At 68.5% G+C, this 17740-nt stretch carries 3 protein-coding genes and 2 pseudogenes; all 5 read right to left on the bottom strand.

Features of this window, described 5'->3' with window-relative positions:
- Positions 1-13691, bottom strand: a pseudogene (locus ACWEVR_RS00945) (hypothetical protein); the annotation flags it as partial.
- Positions 13692-14128: 437 nt separating this feature from the next.
- A complete protein-coding gene (locus ACWEVR_RS00940) occupies positions 14129-14515 on the bottom strand; it encodes a hypothetical protein (RefSeq protein WP_452465690.1) in 387 nt (128 codons plus the stop codon).
- A 1753-nt stretch (positions 14516-16268) separates the two neighbouring features.
- Positions 16269-16604: pseudogene (locus tag ACWEVR_RS00935) on the bottom strand (WXG100-like domain-containing protein); the annotation flags it as partial.
- A 107-nt stretch (positions 16605-16711) separates the two neighbouring features.
- A complete protein-coding gene (locus ACWEVR_RS00930) occupies positions 16712-17212 on the bottom strand; it encodes a YbaB/EbfC family nucleoid-associated protein (RefSeq protein ID WP_452465304.1) in 501 nt (166 codons plus the stop codon).
- Between the two features lie 16 nt (positions 17213-17228).
- Positions 17229-17552, bottom strand: coding sequence for a hypothetical protein (locus tag ACWEVR_RS00925; protein ID WP_225281878.1), 324 nt, complete (start codon positions 17550-17552; stop codon positions 17229-17231).
- Between the last annotated feature and the right edge of the window lie 188 nt (positions 17553-17740).

Raw genomic sequence — 17740 nt, 5'->3', positions numbered from 1 at the left:
GGCGTCGGGTTCGACGGGCCAGGTGGGGTCGGCGGGTTGGGCGGGGTCGGCGGGTTGGGCGGAGGGGTCGGGTCTGAGGGGGTTACGTCGAATTCGAGGGGTGGTAGGGGGGAGATGGACGGGGGGACGGGGAAGTCGAAGTCGTAGTCCTTCGGGGGGTGTGGGATTCGGGAACGTGTGGGGCCGACGGGGCGGTTTGCCGGCTCGGGTGCTGCGTGAGGTGGTGCCGTGGTCGGCGCGGCCGGAGCGTCATCGGACGAGCTGTCGGGGCGTACCTCGCTGTCGGCCGCATCGTTGCCGGCTTCGTCTGTGCCGAGTTCCCGCTCGCGTGCCCCATTCGTGTCGCCGTCGTCAGCACCGGTGTTGACGGGCCGGCTCGCAGGCCCAGTGTCGACGGGCACGTTCGGACCGAGCACCTCATGTTCCGGGGTATTCGCCTCGGGCTCTTGCCCAGCGCGATCACCACCGACCTGCCCGTTCGTAATCGGGGCAGGGCCGACGGAACCGTTGACGCTTGTGTCGTCGACATCGGACGCGTTCACAACCGGCGGGTTGGTGCTGCCGCCACCATGCCCGTTCGGGACCGGCGCCCCGTTGACGGGACCGCCGGTGCCCAGCTCGGTGGAGGGCTGGGGCTGAGCAGGGAGTGGGGTCTGCCGGGTGAGGCTCGCCGGGGGTAGGTGGGTGGGATTGTCGAGCGCGGTCTCGATGTCGGTCAGGGTGGTGCGGGCATCGTCGACGCGCTGGGCAGCTTGCTCCAAAGCGGTGAGGCGGTTCTGCCAGGGCTGTTGCTCGTCGACTCGCATTGTGCGGGAGCGCAGTTCGGCGAGGGCGTCGGCTCGGGTGCGGGGGTCGATCAGGTCGGATTCGTTGATGGGGAGGCCCTGGCGGGCTTGTCCGAGGGCGGCTTCGGCGTCGGCGAGTTCCCTTGTCGCTTCGTCCCTTTGCTCGGTGAGGCGCTGCACCTCGAGGTCGGCGGCGCGGTGCAGCAGGTCGGTGAGTTCGGTGATGTCGGCGGCGCGGCGCAGGACTTCGTCGCGCAGTTCGGCCTGCACCTCGGCGAGTTGGTCGGGGGTCAGGCGTTCGTGCTGATCGATCTTGCCGTCGCGGTAGATCTCGTAGACCTCGGCCCAGCGCTCGGGGGTGGCGTCGGTGAGATCCAGGCCGAGGATGCGGACGAAGTCGCGGCTCGCACCGCGGTCCGGACCGGGCGCGATATCGGTGTGACCAACCAGCAGGCCGAGCAACTCGGGCACGTCGACCAGGGCGGATGGATCGCCGACCAGGTCGAGCAGATGCCGGACAGCCTTGTCGTGCACCGGGAATTCGGCGTCGGGGACGCGCGGGTCCACGGCGTTGTCACCATGTGCACGCGGATCGAAATGGTCGATCTCGGCGAGTTCTTCCGCATAGTCGGTGAGCGCGTCGACCAGTTCTTCGCGAATGCCGTTGCGATGCACCAGATCGGCGACCACCTCGCCCAGCTGCTTGATCGACGTCACCACCGGTTCGTCGGAACCCGGCGGCCTGCTCAGCGCGTCGAGTCGGCGGACCAGCCGGTCGTCGGCCGCCGCGACACGCTGGGAGTCGATGCCGCTCAACTCTTTCGCGTACTTCACCAGCGCTTCGGCCTGCTGCTGCCTGCGTGGGTTGCGCTGACGCTGGTCGGTGAATTCCTCGGCCAGCCTGCGCGGCGTCATCTCCTCGGCGTCGAGCCCGAGCCGATGTGACACGCGGTGTCGCGCCGCTTCCACCTGGTGGAACGTGTCGATATCCCATGCGGTACGGGCGTAATCGATGATTGCTTCGATCTGGGCGGCGCGCACCGCGTTCTCGGCCCGCAGTGTGGCGAGCTTGTCCGCCAGCGACTGCACCGACGATCGATCGGCCTCGGTGATGCCGAGCCGCTCCACGAGTTCGCCGACAGCCGCGCTGATTTCGTCCGGCGAGCGAAGGTCGGCACTCTCGGCCGGGTCGGTCACCGCGAGCGCGTCGTCCACCGGTTCGTCGGGAACCACCCGCCACCCCGACCCGTCGTCGACAGCGGTCACATCGATGGATCGACCGTCGACCGCACCGCTGAAGTGCCGTACGTCGCGCAACCCTTGATCGAGCACGAGGATGCGTTCGGGCACCGCCTGACCGTCCGCCAGGGTCCGCCCGGGCCGCACGTCGGTACCGATGTAGCGTACGTCGACCACACCGGCGTTGACCGCCTGCGCCAGATCCGGGTAGCGGCCGAGCGCATCGGCGAGCACCCGATCATGTCCCGTCGGCCCGTCGAGGACGACCAGCCGCAGCGAACCCTCGGAGTCACCGGGGACGAGGCCGATTCCGGTGCCGTCGTCGAGCATGGCGCCACCACGCGAGAGCACCCAGTCCCGGCTCGCCATGTCACCGATCAGGTCGGCGAGTTCGGCCGCCTCGCTGTGCGCACGCAGGAATGTTTCGGCATCGCGAGCGAAATCGGCTGCCAGCGCGTCGTATTCACGAATGCGTGCCATTTCGGCGGTGAACACGTCGCGCAGGTCACCCGCGTCCAGGTCAGCCAGGTCGGTCTGCAGCAATTGCGCCCAGACCGCGCGCTCGTCGCGAATCTGGTCTCGCCGCAACGCGTTCTCGAAGTATTCGCGCATGCCCTGGTCGATGCCGGGCTGATCGGAGTAGGTGAGGTCGCCCCAGTCGCGCCCCGGTTCGCCGCCGTTGTTCACCCCCCGCCAGTTCAGCAGGGTGGGGTTGCCCTGGTTGGCCCGGACCACTTCGATCAGGAAGCGGGTCATCGGGTCGGTGTCGAAGAAGTCGATCTGGTCGCTGAACGGGATCCGCTGGTGTTCGGCGGCGAAGCGGCGGGCCGCCTCCGCCATGCCGGTGAGGGCACCGATCCGGCGCAGCTGCTGGTAGCGGATCTGGTCGAGGGCGCGGCGGACGTTCTCCGGTGTCGGGTCGCCGAGGGTGACCTCGAGGTCGTCGGCGGCATCGGTCAGCGTATCGGCGAGGTCGTCACGCAGGGCCGCTGCGTCGTCGAGCTCCCTTGTCCAGCTGTCGATCTCGGCAGTCGAGCGCGCGACCTCGGCATTGTCGGGCAGCGTGTCCGGCTGCGCGGGCAGTTCCGGGCGCTGCTCGCCTGCGGTGAGTTCGCGGGCCTCGGCATCGGCCTGCCGTTTCAGGTCCTCGAGTTCGACACCCAGCTCCCGACGCACCAGCTCGGGGTCGGCTTCGTCGAGCGCGTACCGGTATTCGGAACCGTCGCGCAGGGTCGGCGGGCGGTTGTCCGGTGCCGCCTGATCGGCGATCCGCGAAGTGAGGTGCTTGAAGAACGGCACCAGCTCGCGGCTGCGCCACATCGTGATGGCTTCCTTGAGGATGCGCACCGGGCTGAATTTTGTACTCAGGACATCGTATTCGTCACCCGGCGCCGGGCTCGGGTCGCGCTGACTGGTCAGCGGCAGACCCGCTTGGTGACCGAGCATCGATTGGCCCGCGCTGTCGATACCCGAACCTGACGGGTACTTGGGCGTATGACCTTCGTACCCGAAGTTCACCGCGTCCCACAGGCGGCGCAGCAGCGATTTGCGCGGCGCGGGCTCGTCTGACGGGTCGGCCGAGGTCGGGTCGGGCGGGTCGAGGCGTTCGGCCTCTTCGACCCGCCAGCGGGAATCGCCGTCGGGCACGAGCCGCGTGGGTACGCGGTCTCCGTCGACCTGGATGTTGTAGCGGCGTGACCCGTCCGGATTGTCGCCGCTCTCGGTGACACGGACCGCATCGGCGAGGTCGAGGATGTCGGTGGCTTCCCGGCGGACCTCGGCGCGAGCATCGGCGATCGCACGATCCGGATCGCGCGCGAGTGCGTCGGGATCGACGCGGAGCCTGCGAGCCCAGCCGTCACGCGCGGCTTCGGCTTGGGCACGCAAGGCTGGATCGCTGATTCCGGCGACGCGGTCCGCCGCAGCGGCCATGGCCTCGACCATGGCCGCGCGCAACAGGTTTCGATACCGCAGGTGTGCGACGGTATCGCCGAGCTGGGCGAGATCGGCATCGCTGAGATCGAATCGGCGCACCAGACGATCACGGGTCTGATCCACCGACTCGGGCGTGGGCACGTGGTCGGCGGCATGATTCGGATCCGAGTCGGGCGTCGGCACCCGGGCTGCGGGGCCGTTCGGATTCGAGGCGAGAATCGGCGAACCCTGTGCGGGCGGCACCTGCCGCGTCGGCATGGACGGCTCGTCCACCGGCAGACCGGCGCGCCGGAGATCGTCCTGGACCTCACGCAATGTCGCATCGTCGGCCTCGGTGAGCCAGTACTGCTCGTCACCGTAGAGCTCGGTGTCCGACAGGGGCCCGAAGTCGGCCGGGTACCGCATGGTCGGCCCGTCGGCACTGTCGAGGAACCCACGAGCCCGCGCCAACTCCGCAAGCTCGGCCAACGCCGCCAACGGCTGCCGCAACCCGGAGAACCGCTCCCCCAACCCGAGCGCCTCCCCCAACGCCCGCGCATACGAAGTCGCCTCTTCCGACAACGGCGCCGCATCCCGCTGGCCGGGAAGATCCCGCTGCTCCCGCAGGAACTCGGCCACATCGCGAAGCGGATCCCCAGTCCGCGCCTGGGAGTTGTCCCCCGAATCCGGGGAGCCCGAGGGCGGTGCCGACGGCATGGGCGGTGCGGACGGCTGGGGTGGCGCCGAAGGCATCGGAGGTGCCGGGTTGACGCCCGGTTGGGATGGTGGCTGGTGGGCCGGGCCGGGGGTGGAGGGGGGCTTGGACGGTGTCGGGTCGGGGGTGGCGGGGAGGCCGTCTTCGTCGGGGCCCTCGTCGTCGCGGCGGTCGAGTTCGTCGAATCGGGCGGCGATTTCCTGGCGGGCCTGATCCAGGAGCTGTTCCAGGCGAAGGGTTCTGGCCTTGGCGAGGAGGTCGGCGGCGAGTTGTTCGCGGTCGAGTTCGGTGTCGACGGAACGGTCGTCGAGTTCACGGCGCAGTTGGCTGATCTCGTCGAGGATGTCGCGAATTCGGCTGTCCGGCGTCGGCTGGGCCTGTGGGTCGCGGGCGGGTACCGACTCGTCGGGTTGCGGTGCGGGCGACTCGTTCAGTCCCTGCTCCAGCTCCTGCTGGACCTGTGTCAATCGCTCGAGCGTCTCCGCCAGACGAGCGTCGGCGGCCTCATCGTGCCGATCGAACACCTCGTCGGTGGCCGCGGTTTTCCGGCGGGCCGCGTCGTCGAACGGGCTGCTGTCCGAATCGCGTTCGTGTCCACCATCTTCCGGCTCATCAGGCGACGACGACAACCGAGGCGGCTGCACGGGCGGCTTTCCACCTCCACCGTTCTCGGGACGGGCCGCACCGGTCTCGCCTTGTTGCTCAGCAGAATTCGGCCGACCGGGCGCGCCCTCGCCCCGCAGCCCACCGCCCGGCTGCCGGGGCGGAGTGTTTTCGCCCGGCGTGCCGAGATGGTTGTCGTTCATACCGAAGTAGTCGTGCACCAACTGCCGCAGCGCCGTCAACTTGGCTGCGCGATCGGCGATCTCGATGCGCATGGCACGGATCACGGCGGCCATCTGCTCAGGCTTCAAGCCCTCGTGCTTTTCGATCTTGCCGTCGCGGAACGCCTCGTAGATCTTGGCGTATGTCACGCCGTCCGCACCGGCCAGGTCGACGCCGACCAGGCGTGCCCAGTCACGGCTTGCCGAGGGCCGGTTCGTATTGCCGACATCCCCGGGGACGGTCAGATCGAGGGTGCCCGCGGCCTCGGCGACCGCGCGGGCGAAGTCCGCCACATCGACACTGCCGAGCGCGTCGGCGATCACCCGACGCATGGCGTTGATGCTGTCGGGCCCCTGCAGCGGCATCGACTCGCGGACGAGCCTCGGATCGGTGATCTCCTTGCCGTCCGACTTCGGGACGCTCTGATTGTCCGACCGCACAACGTCCTTGGTGTCCGTCGGCGCGAGGGCATAGCGGTCGATATCGCGCAGCGCCTTGGCGAATTCGGTGAGCGCTTCACGCACCAGTTCGTCATTGCCCTGCTTTTCGTGCATCCGCACGAGCTGATGCAGCTTCTTCCCGCTCAACCCCTTGGGGTCGACGGCGAAGACCTTGTCGTCGTCCGGACGCCCACCCGGCCGCTCGACCCGGCCCGGCGGCAGCAGCGCCGCGACCCGATGGTCGACACCCGCGAGTTCCGCGTACCGCGCGAGCCGCTTCTGTTTGCGGGTGGGCCGCTCGGTGGTCGTCGGGCGTTCGTCGGCGGGCAGCGAGTCGTGGCGGTGCGCCGGATGGATGTGGCTGTCGGGCACGAGCCGGTCGGCCAGCCGCTGACGCGCCGCGTCGAGCGCCTTGGAATCGAGTTCGCGAAGGGTACCGAAGTACAGTTCCAGATCGTCGAAGTTCTGCGCGCGCAGCGCTTTTCGTCGGGATGCGTCGGCGAGCAGTTCACCGAGCTTGCCCGCGGTCATCTGTTCCTGGGTCAGGCCGAGGGCGGACGCGAGGCGACCGCGTGCGTTGCTGACGGTGTGGAAGTCCTCGACGAGATTTCCGGTGCGCAGGAAGTCGGCCAGGCCCTCGACCTGCGCCGCTCGCACCGCGTTGTCGAGTTTGAGTTCGGCGATCCGCTCGTCGATGTCGCCTGGCAGCAGATCTGCGGGGGTGAGCTCGAGGGCGAAGGTCAGATCGACCAGGTCGGCGAGTAGCTGCTCGCGGGTGCGCTGCACCGTCGCACCGTCACCGGGGACGACATCCGAACCGATGATCGGGCGCCAGGCGCCGTCACCGTCGCGCAGCAGAGTGATCCGCACATCGCGTCCGTCCATGTTTTCGGTGTGGTCGCGCACCTGTGGTGTGTCGACCGGCTCGAGGTGGGTCTGCCCCCTGAAGTCGGTGAGCACCTTGCGGTAGTCGACCAGCAGATCGCCGTCGCGGATCTGCGCGGCCAGATCCGGTTGGGAGGCGAGCACATCGGCGAGAACCTGGTCGCGCTCGCGCGCTCCGTCGGTGATGACGAGCCGATCGGGCGCGCCGTCGCCGCCGGGCAGTCGGCCGACCTGGTCGCGAATCGGCTCACCGAGAGTCGGCCCGTCGGTGTCGCGCGGCGGCAGCCGCTCCTCCACCGCCGCGATCAATTCGGCGAGCCGTTCAGCCCTTATCTGATTGATCTCGAACAGCCTCTGCACGAACGCGTCGACCGTGTCCGGCGTGAGCTGGTGCGGCCCGAGGCCGAATGTTCCTGCCCACGTGTCCAATTCGTGAGCAAGCTGGTCGCGGCGCAGCGCGTGCACGAAGAAGTCGCGCAGACCCTGGTCGCGGCCGAGCGCATCGGGGTCGCCGAACATCGGCAGCGGTTCGGCGCCGTTGTCGAGCGGGGTGGTGGCGAGCACGCCGGGATCGCGGCCGAACGCGGCGATGAACTCGGTGAGGAACCGGCCCATCGGGTTCTGGTCGATCATGCTCACCCGTCCGCCGAAGCGCACCGGAGCCTGCGATTCGCCGTCGGCGGAGGTGTAGGGCGCGTTCTGCTCGATGTGCGCGCGGATGAAGGCATCGCCGAGACCGATGATGGCCGCGGTCTGCCGCATCACCATGTATTGCTGCCGGTCGATTTCCCGGCGCAGCGCATCCGGCTCGTCGGCCACCTCGACGCCGAGCAACCGGTCGAACATCTCGCGCAGCGTCTCCCCACCGGGCGGCGGCGGGTCGACGGGTGGTGGCAGCGGCGGCAGCGGGTCGGGCTGCGGCTTGTTGTGCAGTTCGTCGGCTTCGTCCTGGGTGATCAGGTCGTTGGCGAGCATGTCGCGCAGGATGCGTTCACGCTGTCCACGCCCGGCGTGCTCGAAGGCCTCGAGCAGATCGTTGCGCGCGTCCTCAGAGGTGACGCGCTCGACCCGCAGGTCGCTGATGATCTGCCTGCGCACCAGGTCGGCGTCGGCATCGCTGAGCTCGGGACGATACTCGGAGCCGTCCTCGTTGCGCATCGCCGGATACTCGCCGCCCGATCGACGCACCCGGCCGGACAGTTTGCCGAAAAGCGGGAGGTACTCGCGGTTCTGGATCAAGACCGGGGTCTGCTGGGCGATCCGCAAGAACGTGGGGTCGGGCGCCGAGGCCTCGGGTCCGGGTCCGACCGTCGGAACTCCCGGCGGCGTCGGGCTGGGCGGAGGCAGTTGCGCCGGGCCAGGGTTGGCGATCATGTCGCCGATCCCGAGGACACCGTCGCGGATCGCGGCCTGTCCCGCACTGTCACCGATGTTGGGCGCGCCGGAGGGCTGCTTGAGGATCGGGAAGTGGTTGTTCAGTTGCGCCAGTATGCGTTTCAGGAACGGCTTGGGCTCCGCCTGTCGCATGGTCGTGTCTTGCGGCGCCACCTGCCACTCACCGTCGGCATCGCGGTAGAGCGGAACGACCACTTGTTCGCCCTCGATGTCGACGAAGACGCGTCGTTCCGGTTCGGCCGGGATCGCGGGCTGTTCCGAACGCCACCACCGGCGCCGGCGAGGCGTTTCCTCCGGGGCGTTGTTCTGGCGTGGTGATTCCGGCTGCGACGGGGTGGTGCGCGGTGGATCGGTGTGCACACCGTCGCGCGTCAGCTCGCCGTCGGGACGCGAGCGATCCGGTTGCGAGGCATCCGGTTCCGAACGATCCCGCTGTCCGGCCGTGGGTTCCGAGGAATTCCGCTGCGAGGGATCCGGTTCTGGACCTTCCGGTTTCGAGTGGTCCCGGTCCGAACCGTCCGGTTCCGACCGGTCCGAATTCCCGCCGTCCGGTAGTTCCAAATGATCGGAGCCTTGTTCGGGCAGATTGTGCACATAGTCGCGGGTCGGATTCTGCGCCTCCCGCATCAGCAGGTCGTAGAGCGTGCGGGCGGGCCCAGTCGCCCGGTCGCGGCCGACCATGAGCACTTCGGTGAACGCCTCGGCGAGCGCCTCCGCCGGATTCAATCGACCGTCGGGACCACTGCGGCTGTAACCGCTGAGCTGACGCCGCCACGAGTCCGGATCGGCATACCCGTCGGGGTTGTCGTAGAAGGCTTCGTCGAGCGTCCCGTCGGCGTCGGCCCGGGCCGCGAGCCTGCCTGCCGCGTCGAGCGCGTGACCGTACTCGTGCGCGGCGATGGCGTACACCGGCCGGTCGAGCACGCCCGGGTGGAAGTGACCCGAGTCGACCGACTCCTGTATCGACGACCGCAGATGGATGGCACTGATCGCGTAGTCGTAGCCGAGCGTGATGTCGGTGTAGGGCAGACCCGTGGTCCGGTCGGGGGTGCGTGCGGTCTGGCCGAGCACACCGTAGTCGAGGTCACCGATGCCTACGCGACGCAGATCCGTCTGCGGGAAGGCTTTGTACAGCTCGACCATCGACCGGGCGTAGTCGCGAACCACCTCGGCATCGAGCCCGGGCAGATCGAAGCCGTACACGTCGAAGTCCGAGTTCTTCATCGCCTCGCGCAGTACATCGCGCAGGTGGTCGCCCACCTCGCTCGGCGAGAGGTCCGACCACTCGTCGTCGCGGGGCGCGCCGAGATCACCCAGGTCGGGGATGTCGTCCTCCCACGGCGGACGTAGCTGCATCTCGTCGGCCGCGCGATCCACGGTCATCGCGTCGGAGCGCGGTACCTCCGCCGCGTCGGTGAGCAGGTCGTACATGATCCGCACGGCCGGGCTCACCCGTTCCGGGTGCAGCGTGCCGTCCGCATCACGGGTGGCTTCCATTTCGCGGAAAGCCTCGGCGAGCGCTTCGCCCGGATTGAGCTCGCCGGTCCTGCTGTTCATGCTGTAGCCGCTGAGTTCGCCCGCGAGCCAGGGGTTGAAGCCGTCGCGGTCGCCGAGCCGGTTGCGGTGGTAGTGGTCGTGCAGACGCAGCCCCACGCGTTTGCGGGTTCGGGGTTCGCCCGCGTAGTCGAGGGCATGCCCGAACTCGTGCACCGCGAAGCCGTACACCGGACGGTCCCACAGGCTGCGGGTGTAGAAGCCGGGCTTGCTGGCGCGCATGAGGTTCTGGAACAGGCTGCCGTTGCCGGCGAAGTACTGGTGGTTGAACGTGATCGACTTGGCGCGGTAGCCGCCGTTCGGGTCGCGTTCGGGCGCTGTCTCCGCGACCCGGCCGGGTCCGGTCTCCCCGATACCGACGCTGCGCACATCGACATTCGGGTATCGGGTCTGCATGTCGAGGATGCCGCGGGCCAGTTCGCGGGCCATCGCCGGATGCACGTTCGGCTGGTCGAAGCCGAAGGTCTCGACATCGTGTCCGGTGATGTCGCGCATCCGTTCGGCTAGATGCCGCCCCACCTCGGCCGGTGGCAGATCGGACCATTCGTCGTTCACCGGGTCGACCAGCAAATCACGGTCGGCGCGGTCGGGCACGTCGTCGGGTTCGGCGACCCGTTCGGCGTCCTCGGACAGCGGCCAGGTGACCGATTCCGGTGGGCGCGCGGCGATATCGGTGACCAGATCGTGCAGCGCGCGTACCGGTTCCGGGCTGGTGTCGTCGCCACCGAGAGTGCGCAGCATCTGCGCCGCGAACGCCTCGGGCACGGCTTCGCCGGGACGCAGCCGACCGTTGCCGTCGAAGCTGTAGCCGCTGAGCTGCCGCAGCCAGTCGTCGTAGGACTGGGCGGGGTCGCGAGTGGTGTCGTCGGCGTAGCGCTGGAGGAGGAGGTCTTCGGCCTGGTGGCGGGCGTTCTGCTGGCCGGCGTAGTCGAGCGCGTGCCCGTATTCGTGCGCGAGTACCGCGTACACCGGCCGGTTGAGCACCTCGGGCGCGAAGCGGTTGTTGTCGACACCGATCTGCATGCGCTGCCGGAAGAACTCGGCACTCTGGGCGTGGTCGCGGCTGAGCACGATGGATTCGGTGTAGAGCCTGCCGGTCGCCGGGTCGATCCTCGGCTGTGACAAACCGATCACGCCGTTCGGCAGCTCGCCGATGCCGACGCGGCGCAGGTCGACGGTGGGGTTGCGGTCGAACAGGTCGACCATGGCGCGGGCGTATTCGCGCGCCACCTCCGGATTCACGGAGTCGGAATCGAAGCCGAACACCTCGAATTCCGGGTTGCCGGTGACCTGGCGCAGGTGATCCTGGAGGCGTTCGGCGACGTCCTCGGGACTGCGGTTCGACCACTCGTCGGCGGCGGGGGCACCGAGCTGGTCGGCGTCGAAACGAGCTGCTTCGTCCGGGTCCTCCGGACGGACAGGGGCGTCGTCGTCACTGCGCGGAACCCCGTCGGATTGCAGTGCGGGCGAATCGTATCCGCCCACATTGTCCATGCGCACCAGGTTGCCGTCGCGCACCAGGTCGAACTCGCTGACAGTCACGTTGCCGTTCCGGTCGGCGTGCACATGGTGGTACTCGAAGCGCAGTGTGCCCGCCCGGTGCGCGTCGAGCAGGTCGTTCCTGGCGCGGATCAGCGCCTGCCCCTCGGGCGATTCGGGGTCGATGCCGCGTTGCCGCATCTGCTCGGGCGTCTCACCGAGTATGCGGTGCAGGTTGTTGTCTATGCGCAGGGTGCGGCGGTAGTACTCCGGCGAACCCTGTTCCGCGCTCGCGACTTTCGAGCCACCGAGCTTGGAGCCGACGCCCTTCGCCTCGTGCGAGATCAGCGCGGGCGGCGCACCGTCGGTACCCGGCACGTAGACCACCACGTCGAGCACGTTCGCACCGTCGATGACCGGACGGCCGTCGATGTCCCCGTCGAACGGCGAAAGCAGCACCGCGCCGGGGAATTCGGCCGGGTCGAGACCGAACGCGCGAGCACCGAGCTCGCCGAGTGCCTTCGAGTGGGCGACGAGTTGTGGCCGCAGCCTGTTGAAAGAGGCCGCCGCGCGCTCGAATTCGTCGAGCCGCTCGAGTTTGTCGATGATCTCGGTTTCGCGGCGCTGTAGTTCGGGGTCGTCCGGGCGGTCCGCCAGGTCGCGTTGCAGGTCGTCGTAGGCGTCCTCGAGCTTGCGCCGCTGTTCGGCGGCGACCTTGTCCAGCTTCTGGCTGCTGGCGATGTCGCCGAGCTTGGCGACACCGAACTCGCCCATCAACCGGTTGACGATCTTCAGCGCGTCATCGCTGCGCTTCTGCACCACCGTGCGGTCGGCCACGATATCGGCCATCTGCCTGGCGATCTCGGGATCGGCGACCTTGTAGGTGCGCTTGGGGCCCTCCTGCGCGAGATACCGGAACTCGCTGCTGGTGAGCGGATCGCGACAGAACCCGTTGGCATCGTGCAGCCGGAAGTTGACATCCCGGAACGTCCCCGCCGGGTCGAGCACGTGATGCCACTTGCCGTCCGCCGACTGATAGACGTCGTTCTCCAAGCCCTCCTCGATGTCATCGGACTCGGCGAGGAAGTCGGGTGTCTCGTCCAGCGGTGGACGCCGCGTGAGATCCCGGACATCCTCGGGCCGCACCGAACCATCGACCGCACGGTTGTGATCGGATTGCGTTGCAGGAGACGGCTTTCCATCCGCATCGGGATTGCGCTGCGTGCTGTCCGAATCCGGTGTCCGCTGTGGTCCGGTGCTGTCGGGCGTCCGCTGTGAATCCACCTCCGGAGACCGCTGGCGGGCGCTGTCGACGTCGGGTCTGCGCTGCGCCGCGGAGCCGGGGTCATCGCGCCGTGGGGCAGTGGCCTCCCCCGCAGGCTGCCGCACCGTGTCCGGCCCGCGCTGCTGCGTGCTGTCCGGGTCGGCTGCGCGTGGCGGAACTCCGGCGACATCGGGCATCCGCGCGGGGCCCGCATCCACATCAGGGGTGCGCGGAGATTCATCGGAGTCAGGTCGGCGCGACGGTGCATCATCGGCGTCCGAGCGCGAAGGCGCGCTGTCCGAGTCCGGGGTCCGTGTGGGTCGTACATCAGAGTCGGACGTGCGCGTCGGCGTCACATCCGAATCCGGGGTGCGCGGCGGCGGTGCATCGGAGCCGGGGGTACGCGGCGGGGCCGTGTCCGGGTTGGGGGTGCGGGGGTTCTGGTCCGGGGTTTCGGGGCGGCCGCCGATGACCTTCCATTGGGCGTCGCCGTTCTTGCGGAAGTTGTTCGCGTTCCATTCGGCGCGTTTGGCCTCGCGGATGAGGTTCTTTCGGGTGTCCTTGTCGAGGCTGTCGCCGCCTGCGGCGATGAGGGCGCGCAGGGCGGAGGCTCGGTCGGCTTCCCGGGTGGCGAGCTGGTCGGAGCGTTCGGCGCGGATGCGCCAGCTGTGCTGCTTGGGGGTCTCGCCGTCGCGGCGGCCTTCGATCGTTCCCTCGCGGGTGTAGATCGACCGCTCGTGGGCGGGGCGAACGCGCGTGTCGGAACCGCTGGGAGACACGGCTTTTCCGTTGCCGTTGAACAGGACGGCCGAGACGTTGCGTGCCTCGCTCGGCACAACGGTGTCGGGACGGGTGCCGGAGGCGACCACGTCGAAGCCGCCGTCGGCATTGGGGCGCGCGGTGAGGACGTAGGCGTCGGCGCCGACACCGCGACCGTTCACCACGTGTTCGGCGACAACCAGGGCGCGCGGCAACTTGCCCTTGGCGATATCGCGCGCGCTCAGCCCCTCCGCCATCCGCACCAGCTCGTCGGCGACACCCTGGTGCCGTGGCTGATCGGCCGTGCCCGCCGGGAACTCGTGCATCCGCCCACCGGCCGCGTCCTCGATGTCGCGCAACGACATCCCGGCCTCGCCGACCGGCCCCTTCGGCGGCTTGATCCGCCGCGTCCCCGTGGCTTCCTTGATCTCGCGCAACGCCTCCTGCGCGGGATTCTTCGGCGGGTCGTCCTCCGAATCACGCTGCGGCGCATCCCCATCCGGCTCCGAGGTCGAGTCACCATCCGTATCCCGACGCCCCGAACCATTACCGTCCGCCGTCCGACGCCCGGGTCGCCCGTCCCCGTCACCTCCGGCCAAGGGAACAACGAGCAACCCGTCGTCCGACCGACTTCCATCCGCGCCCTCATCGGGATCGCTCGAACGGGGCCTGGTCCCGCCACCCTCCCCATCACCCGCGCGAGAGGGACCCGCGTCCTCATCGGAATCACCAACGCGAGGACGAGTTCCGTCACCATCGGACTCACCCGAACGAGGCCGGGTCCCGTCGGCCTCCCCGTCACCCACGCGAGAGGGAGCGGCATCCACATCGGAATCAACAGCGCGAGGAGGAGTTCCGTCGCCATCGGATTCGCCTATGCGCGGCGGGGCACCATCCCCGTCGACCTCGCCCACACGTGGCCGGGCACCATCGCCGTCGACCTCGCCTGCCCGTGGCCTGGCGCCATTGCCGTCGGTTTCCCCTGCACGTGGCCTGGTTCCATCGCCATCCAACTCACTCGCCCGCGGGCGAGTGCCATCACCGTCGGACTCACCCACACGCGGCCGGGCGCCATCGCCATCGGTGCCACCCGTGCGAGGACGAGTTCCCTCAGCACCAGAATCATCCACACGAGGCCGAGCGCCGTCACCGTTCGTATCCCCTGAACGCGGACGAGCACCATCGCCGTCCAAATCACCAGCGCGAGGACGAGTTCCATCGCCATCGGATTCGCCGGTACGAGGTGGAGTGCCATCCCCATCGGTTTCGCCTGCCCGGGGTCGGGTTCCCTCACCGTCGGACCCGCCAACGCGAGGCGTAGTGCCGTCACCATCAGAGGCGCCCGCGCGCGGCGGAGTGCCCACGTCGTTCGCTCCGCCGAGGCGCGGCGGTGCACCGTTGCCGTCGGGCGACGCGGTGCGCGGGGCGGCGGTATCGGTCTCGCCTGTGCGCGGCGGCAGGCCGGGTCCGTCCGGCGCCCCTGCGCGGGGCGCGGTGCCCGCTTCGGGAATGCCCGAATCGCTTGCCACCTGAAGCGTGTCCGTAGCCTCTTGGCGCGAATTGACTTGGGGCACTTGCTCACCGGTCGGCGCGGCGTGCACAGCGGGACCGCCTGCGCTGGCTGCCGGTGCCGAATCGGCGACACCAGCACGGCTGGAAGCGGCATCCGGCTTCGCGCTTTGGGTGCGTGGTTCACCGCCGCCCGCGGAGCGGTTGTCGCCTGCGGTGGGACTCGACTGAGAACCTGGGTTCGCGGCCGGAGACGAGGCGGCCGGTGCACCGGCGGCGGGTGCGCCTGCCGTCGCCGGAGCGCCCGCTGTCGCCGGAGCACCGGTTCCGGCAGGGGCTCCCGCAGTCGCCGGAGCTGCCGCTTGTGGTGCGCCGGCGACACCATCGGCGCCTCCCGGTGCACCACCGGCGAGCGCGCCGTTCTGTTGTGCGGCAGCGATATTCGGATCGGCTGTAAAGGGAGAGCCGCCATTCTGGGAGCCGTTCTCCCCGGCCAGACCCGCACCGCGATCGCCCGCCTGGTCGTTCGAAGAACGGTCGCTGGACGAACCGCCCTCCGCGCTCGACGACTCCCCCGAGGTCGAACGATCGCTCGACGAACCTTCGCCCGACGAAGACCGATCGCTCGACGCGGAATCATCCGCAGCGGAAGATCTACCGTTCTGCGAACCCGCGCCGTCGCTCCCCGAACTCGAGTCACTCTGTGCCGAGCTGCTCGAATTACTCTGCGACCCACCAGATCCCGAAGATTGCGAGGCCGCTTGGTTCCCGCCGCCCGCGGCCGCGGGACGCGTCTGTGAGCCCGGACTGCTCGACCCGTCCCCAGCCACGCCCGCCCGGCTCGGCGAGTTCGACCCACCGGTCCCAGCTCCGGGGTTCGCACCCGTCCCGCCGGGTTCGGCACCGACCCGTGGCCCACCCACGTCGCCGAACAGGCTGTTCATCCGTGTCGCGAGATCCGGACGACTCGACAGCACCGGCGCGCCCTTTTGCCAGGCGTGACTACCGGCGGTCCGCGCCGCACCCGTCAACGAGCCGCTGAGACCACCCGCCGTCAGCATCCGGTAGTCGAACGGTCCCGCCCCGAAGGGGATGGTCACCGCGTAACCGGCGAGGGCACCCGCCAAACCCGCCGAAATACCGGTGATCTGACTGTTCATGTACTGCCGCGCCCACGACGGATTGTCCACCCCGCGCATCAGGCGCTTGTTGATGAGCCCGGCCAGGGGTCCCGCCGCCGCACCACCAGCCGCCGAACTCAGCGCCGTGAGACCGACCTGCTCCCAATTGACCTTGTTGCGATGCCCCTTTTCCACCTGGTACTGCTGAATGGCGAATTCCTGCATCGTACCGATGACGGTATCGATCATGATGTGCCGGAAAACGAACTTCACCACCGCATTGGCGGCAATCTTGCCGACCGCGCGAATAATCGACGCGAGCAACCGATTCGCGATGAGGCGAACAGCGATGCGGGTCGCACCGATAGCCAGCGCATCGAGTCCGAGTTTGAACGGACCGGCCGCGAAAGAGGCCGCCATCTCCGCCGCCAGCAATGCCAGCGACGAAATGTACATCAGCTTGGCGTATTCGATCTCGGTGCCGGCTTCGTAGGTGCCGTCGCCGGTTTCCTTGAAGTACTTGGCCAGCGTTTTCAGCGACCGGTCTTTTTCGGGATCACCACCGGACCGGAGCAGGCTGTCGAAGGAATTGACCATCTCGGTGTAGCCGTCGCCCGCCGGATACGCCTTGATCGAAGCCGCCTTCGCCGCCTCGACATCCCTGATGACCTTCTCCAGCTCGGCGGCGGCCGTGCGCCAGTCCTCGCCGAGCTGCCACATCTGGTCTTCATTGCCCTCGGGCCATTCCATGCCCGCAAGGATTTCGAGGTGCTGTAGCCACCCCGGGATGGTGATCGCCATATTCGGTTACCCGTGAAAGCCCGGGCTCACCAGCTCGAGTCGGTGACCGAACCGCCTCGATCGCGGCCGAGGTCCACGTCGACGGTTCCGGAGAACTCCATCGGCTTGTCGTCTTCGGCCGGACGTGCCGGCGAATTCGGCGGCGAAGTGGGTGCCTTCACCGGTTCCGGGACCTTGATCTCGGGCATACCCTCCACCAGGTCGGACAGTTTCGGCATGCGTGCGCGCTGGGTGTTCAGCGGTTCCAGGAGCTCGCTCGTCTTGCGCGCCATCTCGGCGGACGCCTGCTTAGCGGCCTCGGTGACCGCCTTGGCGATCTCGGCGTAGCCGAGGTCTTCGACGTCGGGGCCGAACTTCGTCTCGATCACCACATTGTCCGCGTTCACCGTCACTGTGACGTGTCTGCGGACCGTGGCGCTGGCCGTCAGGGTCGCGCGTTCCTGCTGGAGCCGGGCGATGGTGCGCATCTGTTCCTGCACACCTTCGAGAATGTCGGCCATATCGGCCCTGGCCTGCTCGTTCACCATTGTCGCGAATACCAGCTCAGCGCAGCCCGTAGCGGTTGTCGAGTTCCATATTGTGCAGGAACTCCGCGGATTCGGTCTGAGACTGGGACATGTTGGCGAAGCCCTCGGCCACCGCGTCACCGTTGTCGGTGAGCAACTTGCTCGACTTGGTGTAACCGCCCGAGCCGTCCTGGCCGTTGGCGAAGGTTGTCCCGATGGTGTCGTGTCCCCAGCAGCCGTGGTGGCTTTCGACCGAGGCTTTGAGGGTGTCCATGATGCTGGTGACCCGGTCGTTCACGTGACCGGTTTTGGCAGCCGCACCGCGGAACAGATGCTCATCGAATTCGACCTTGTCTGCCATCTCGACGCTCCTCCACCATCGGGTAATACCTGTCGAGTATGCCACGGCGAGCACCCGCACGCAGGCCTCCAGAACGACAGGCGCACACCGATACTGGCCCTTTCCTGCGGTTTCGCACCCACTGGTCACCAGGAGTTCATCACGGCGACAGCCGCATCCACAGCTGAGCCGCGCGGTCGCGCCAACTG

Source organism: Nocardia sp. NPDC003979 (genome assembly GCF_053605015.1).
This window is presented reverse-complemented; position numbering and strand designations above follow the sequence as displayed.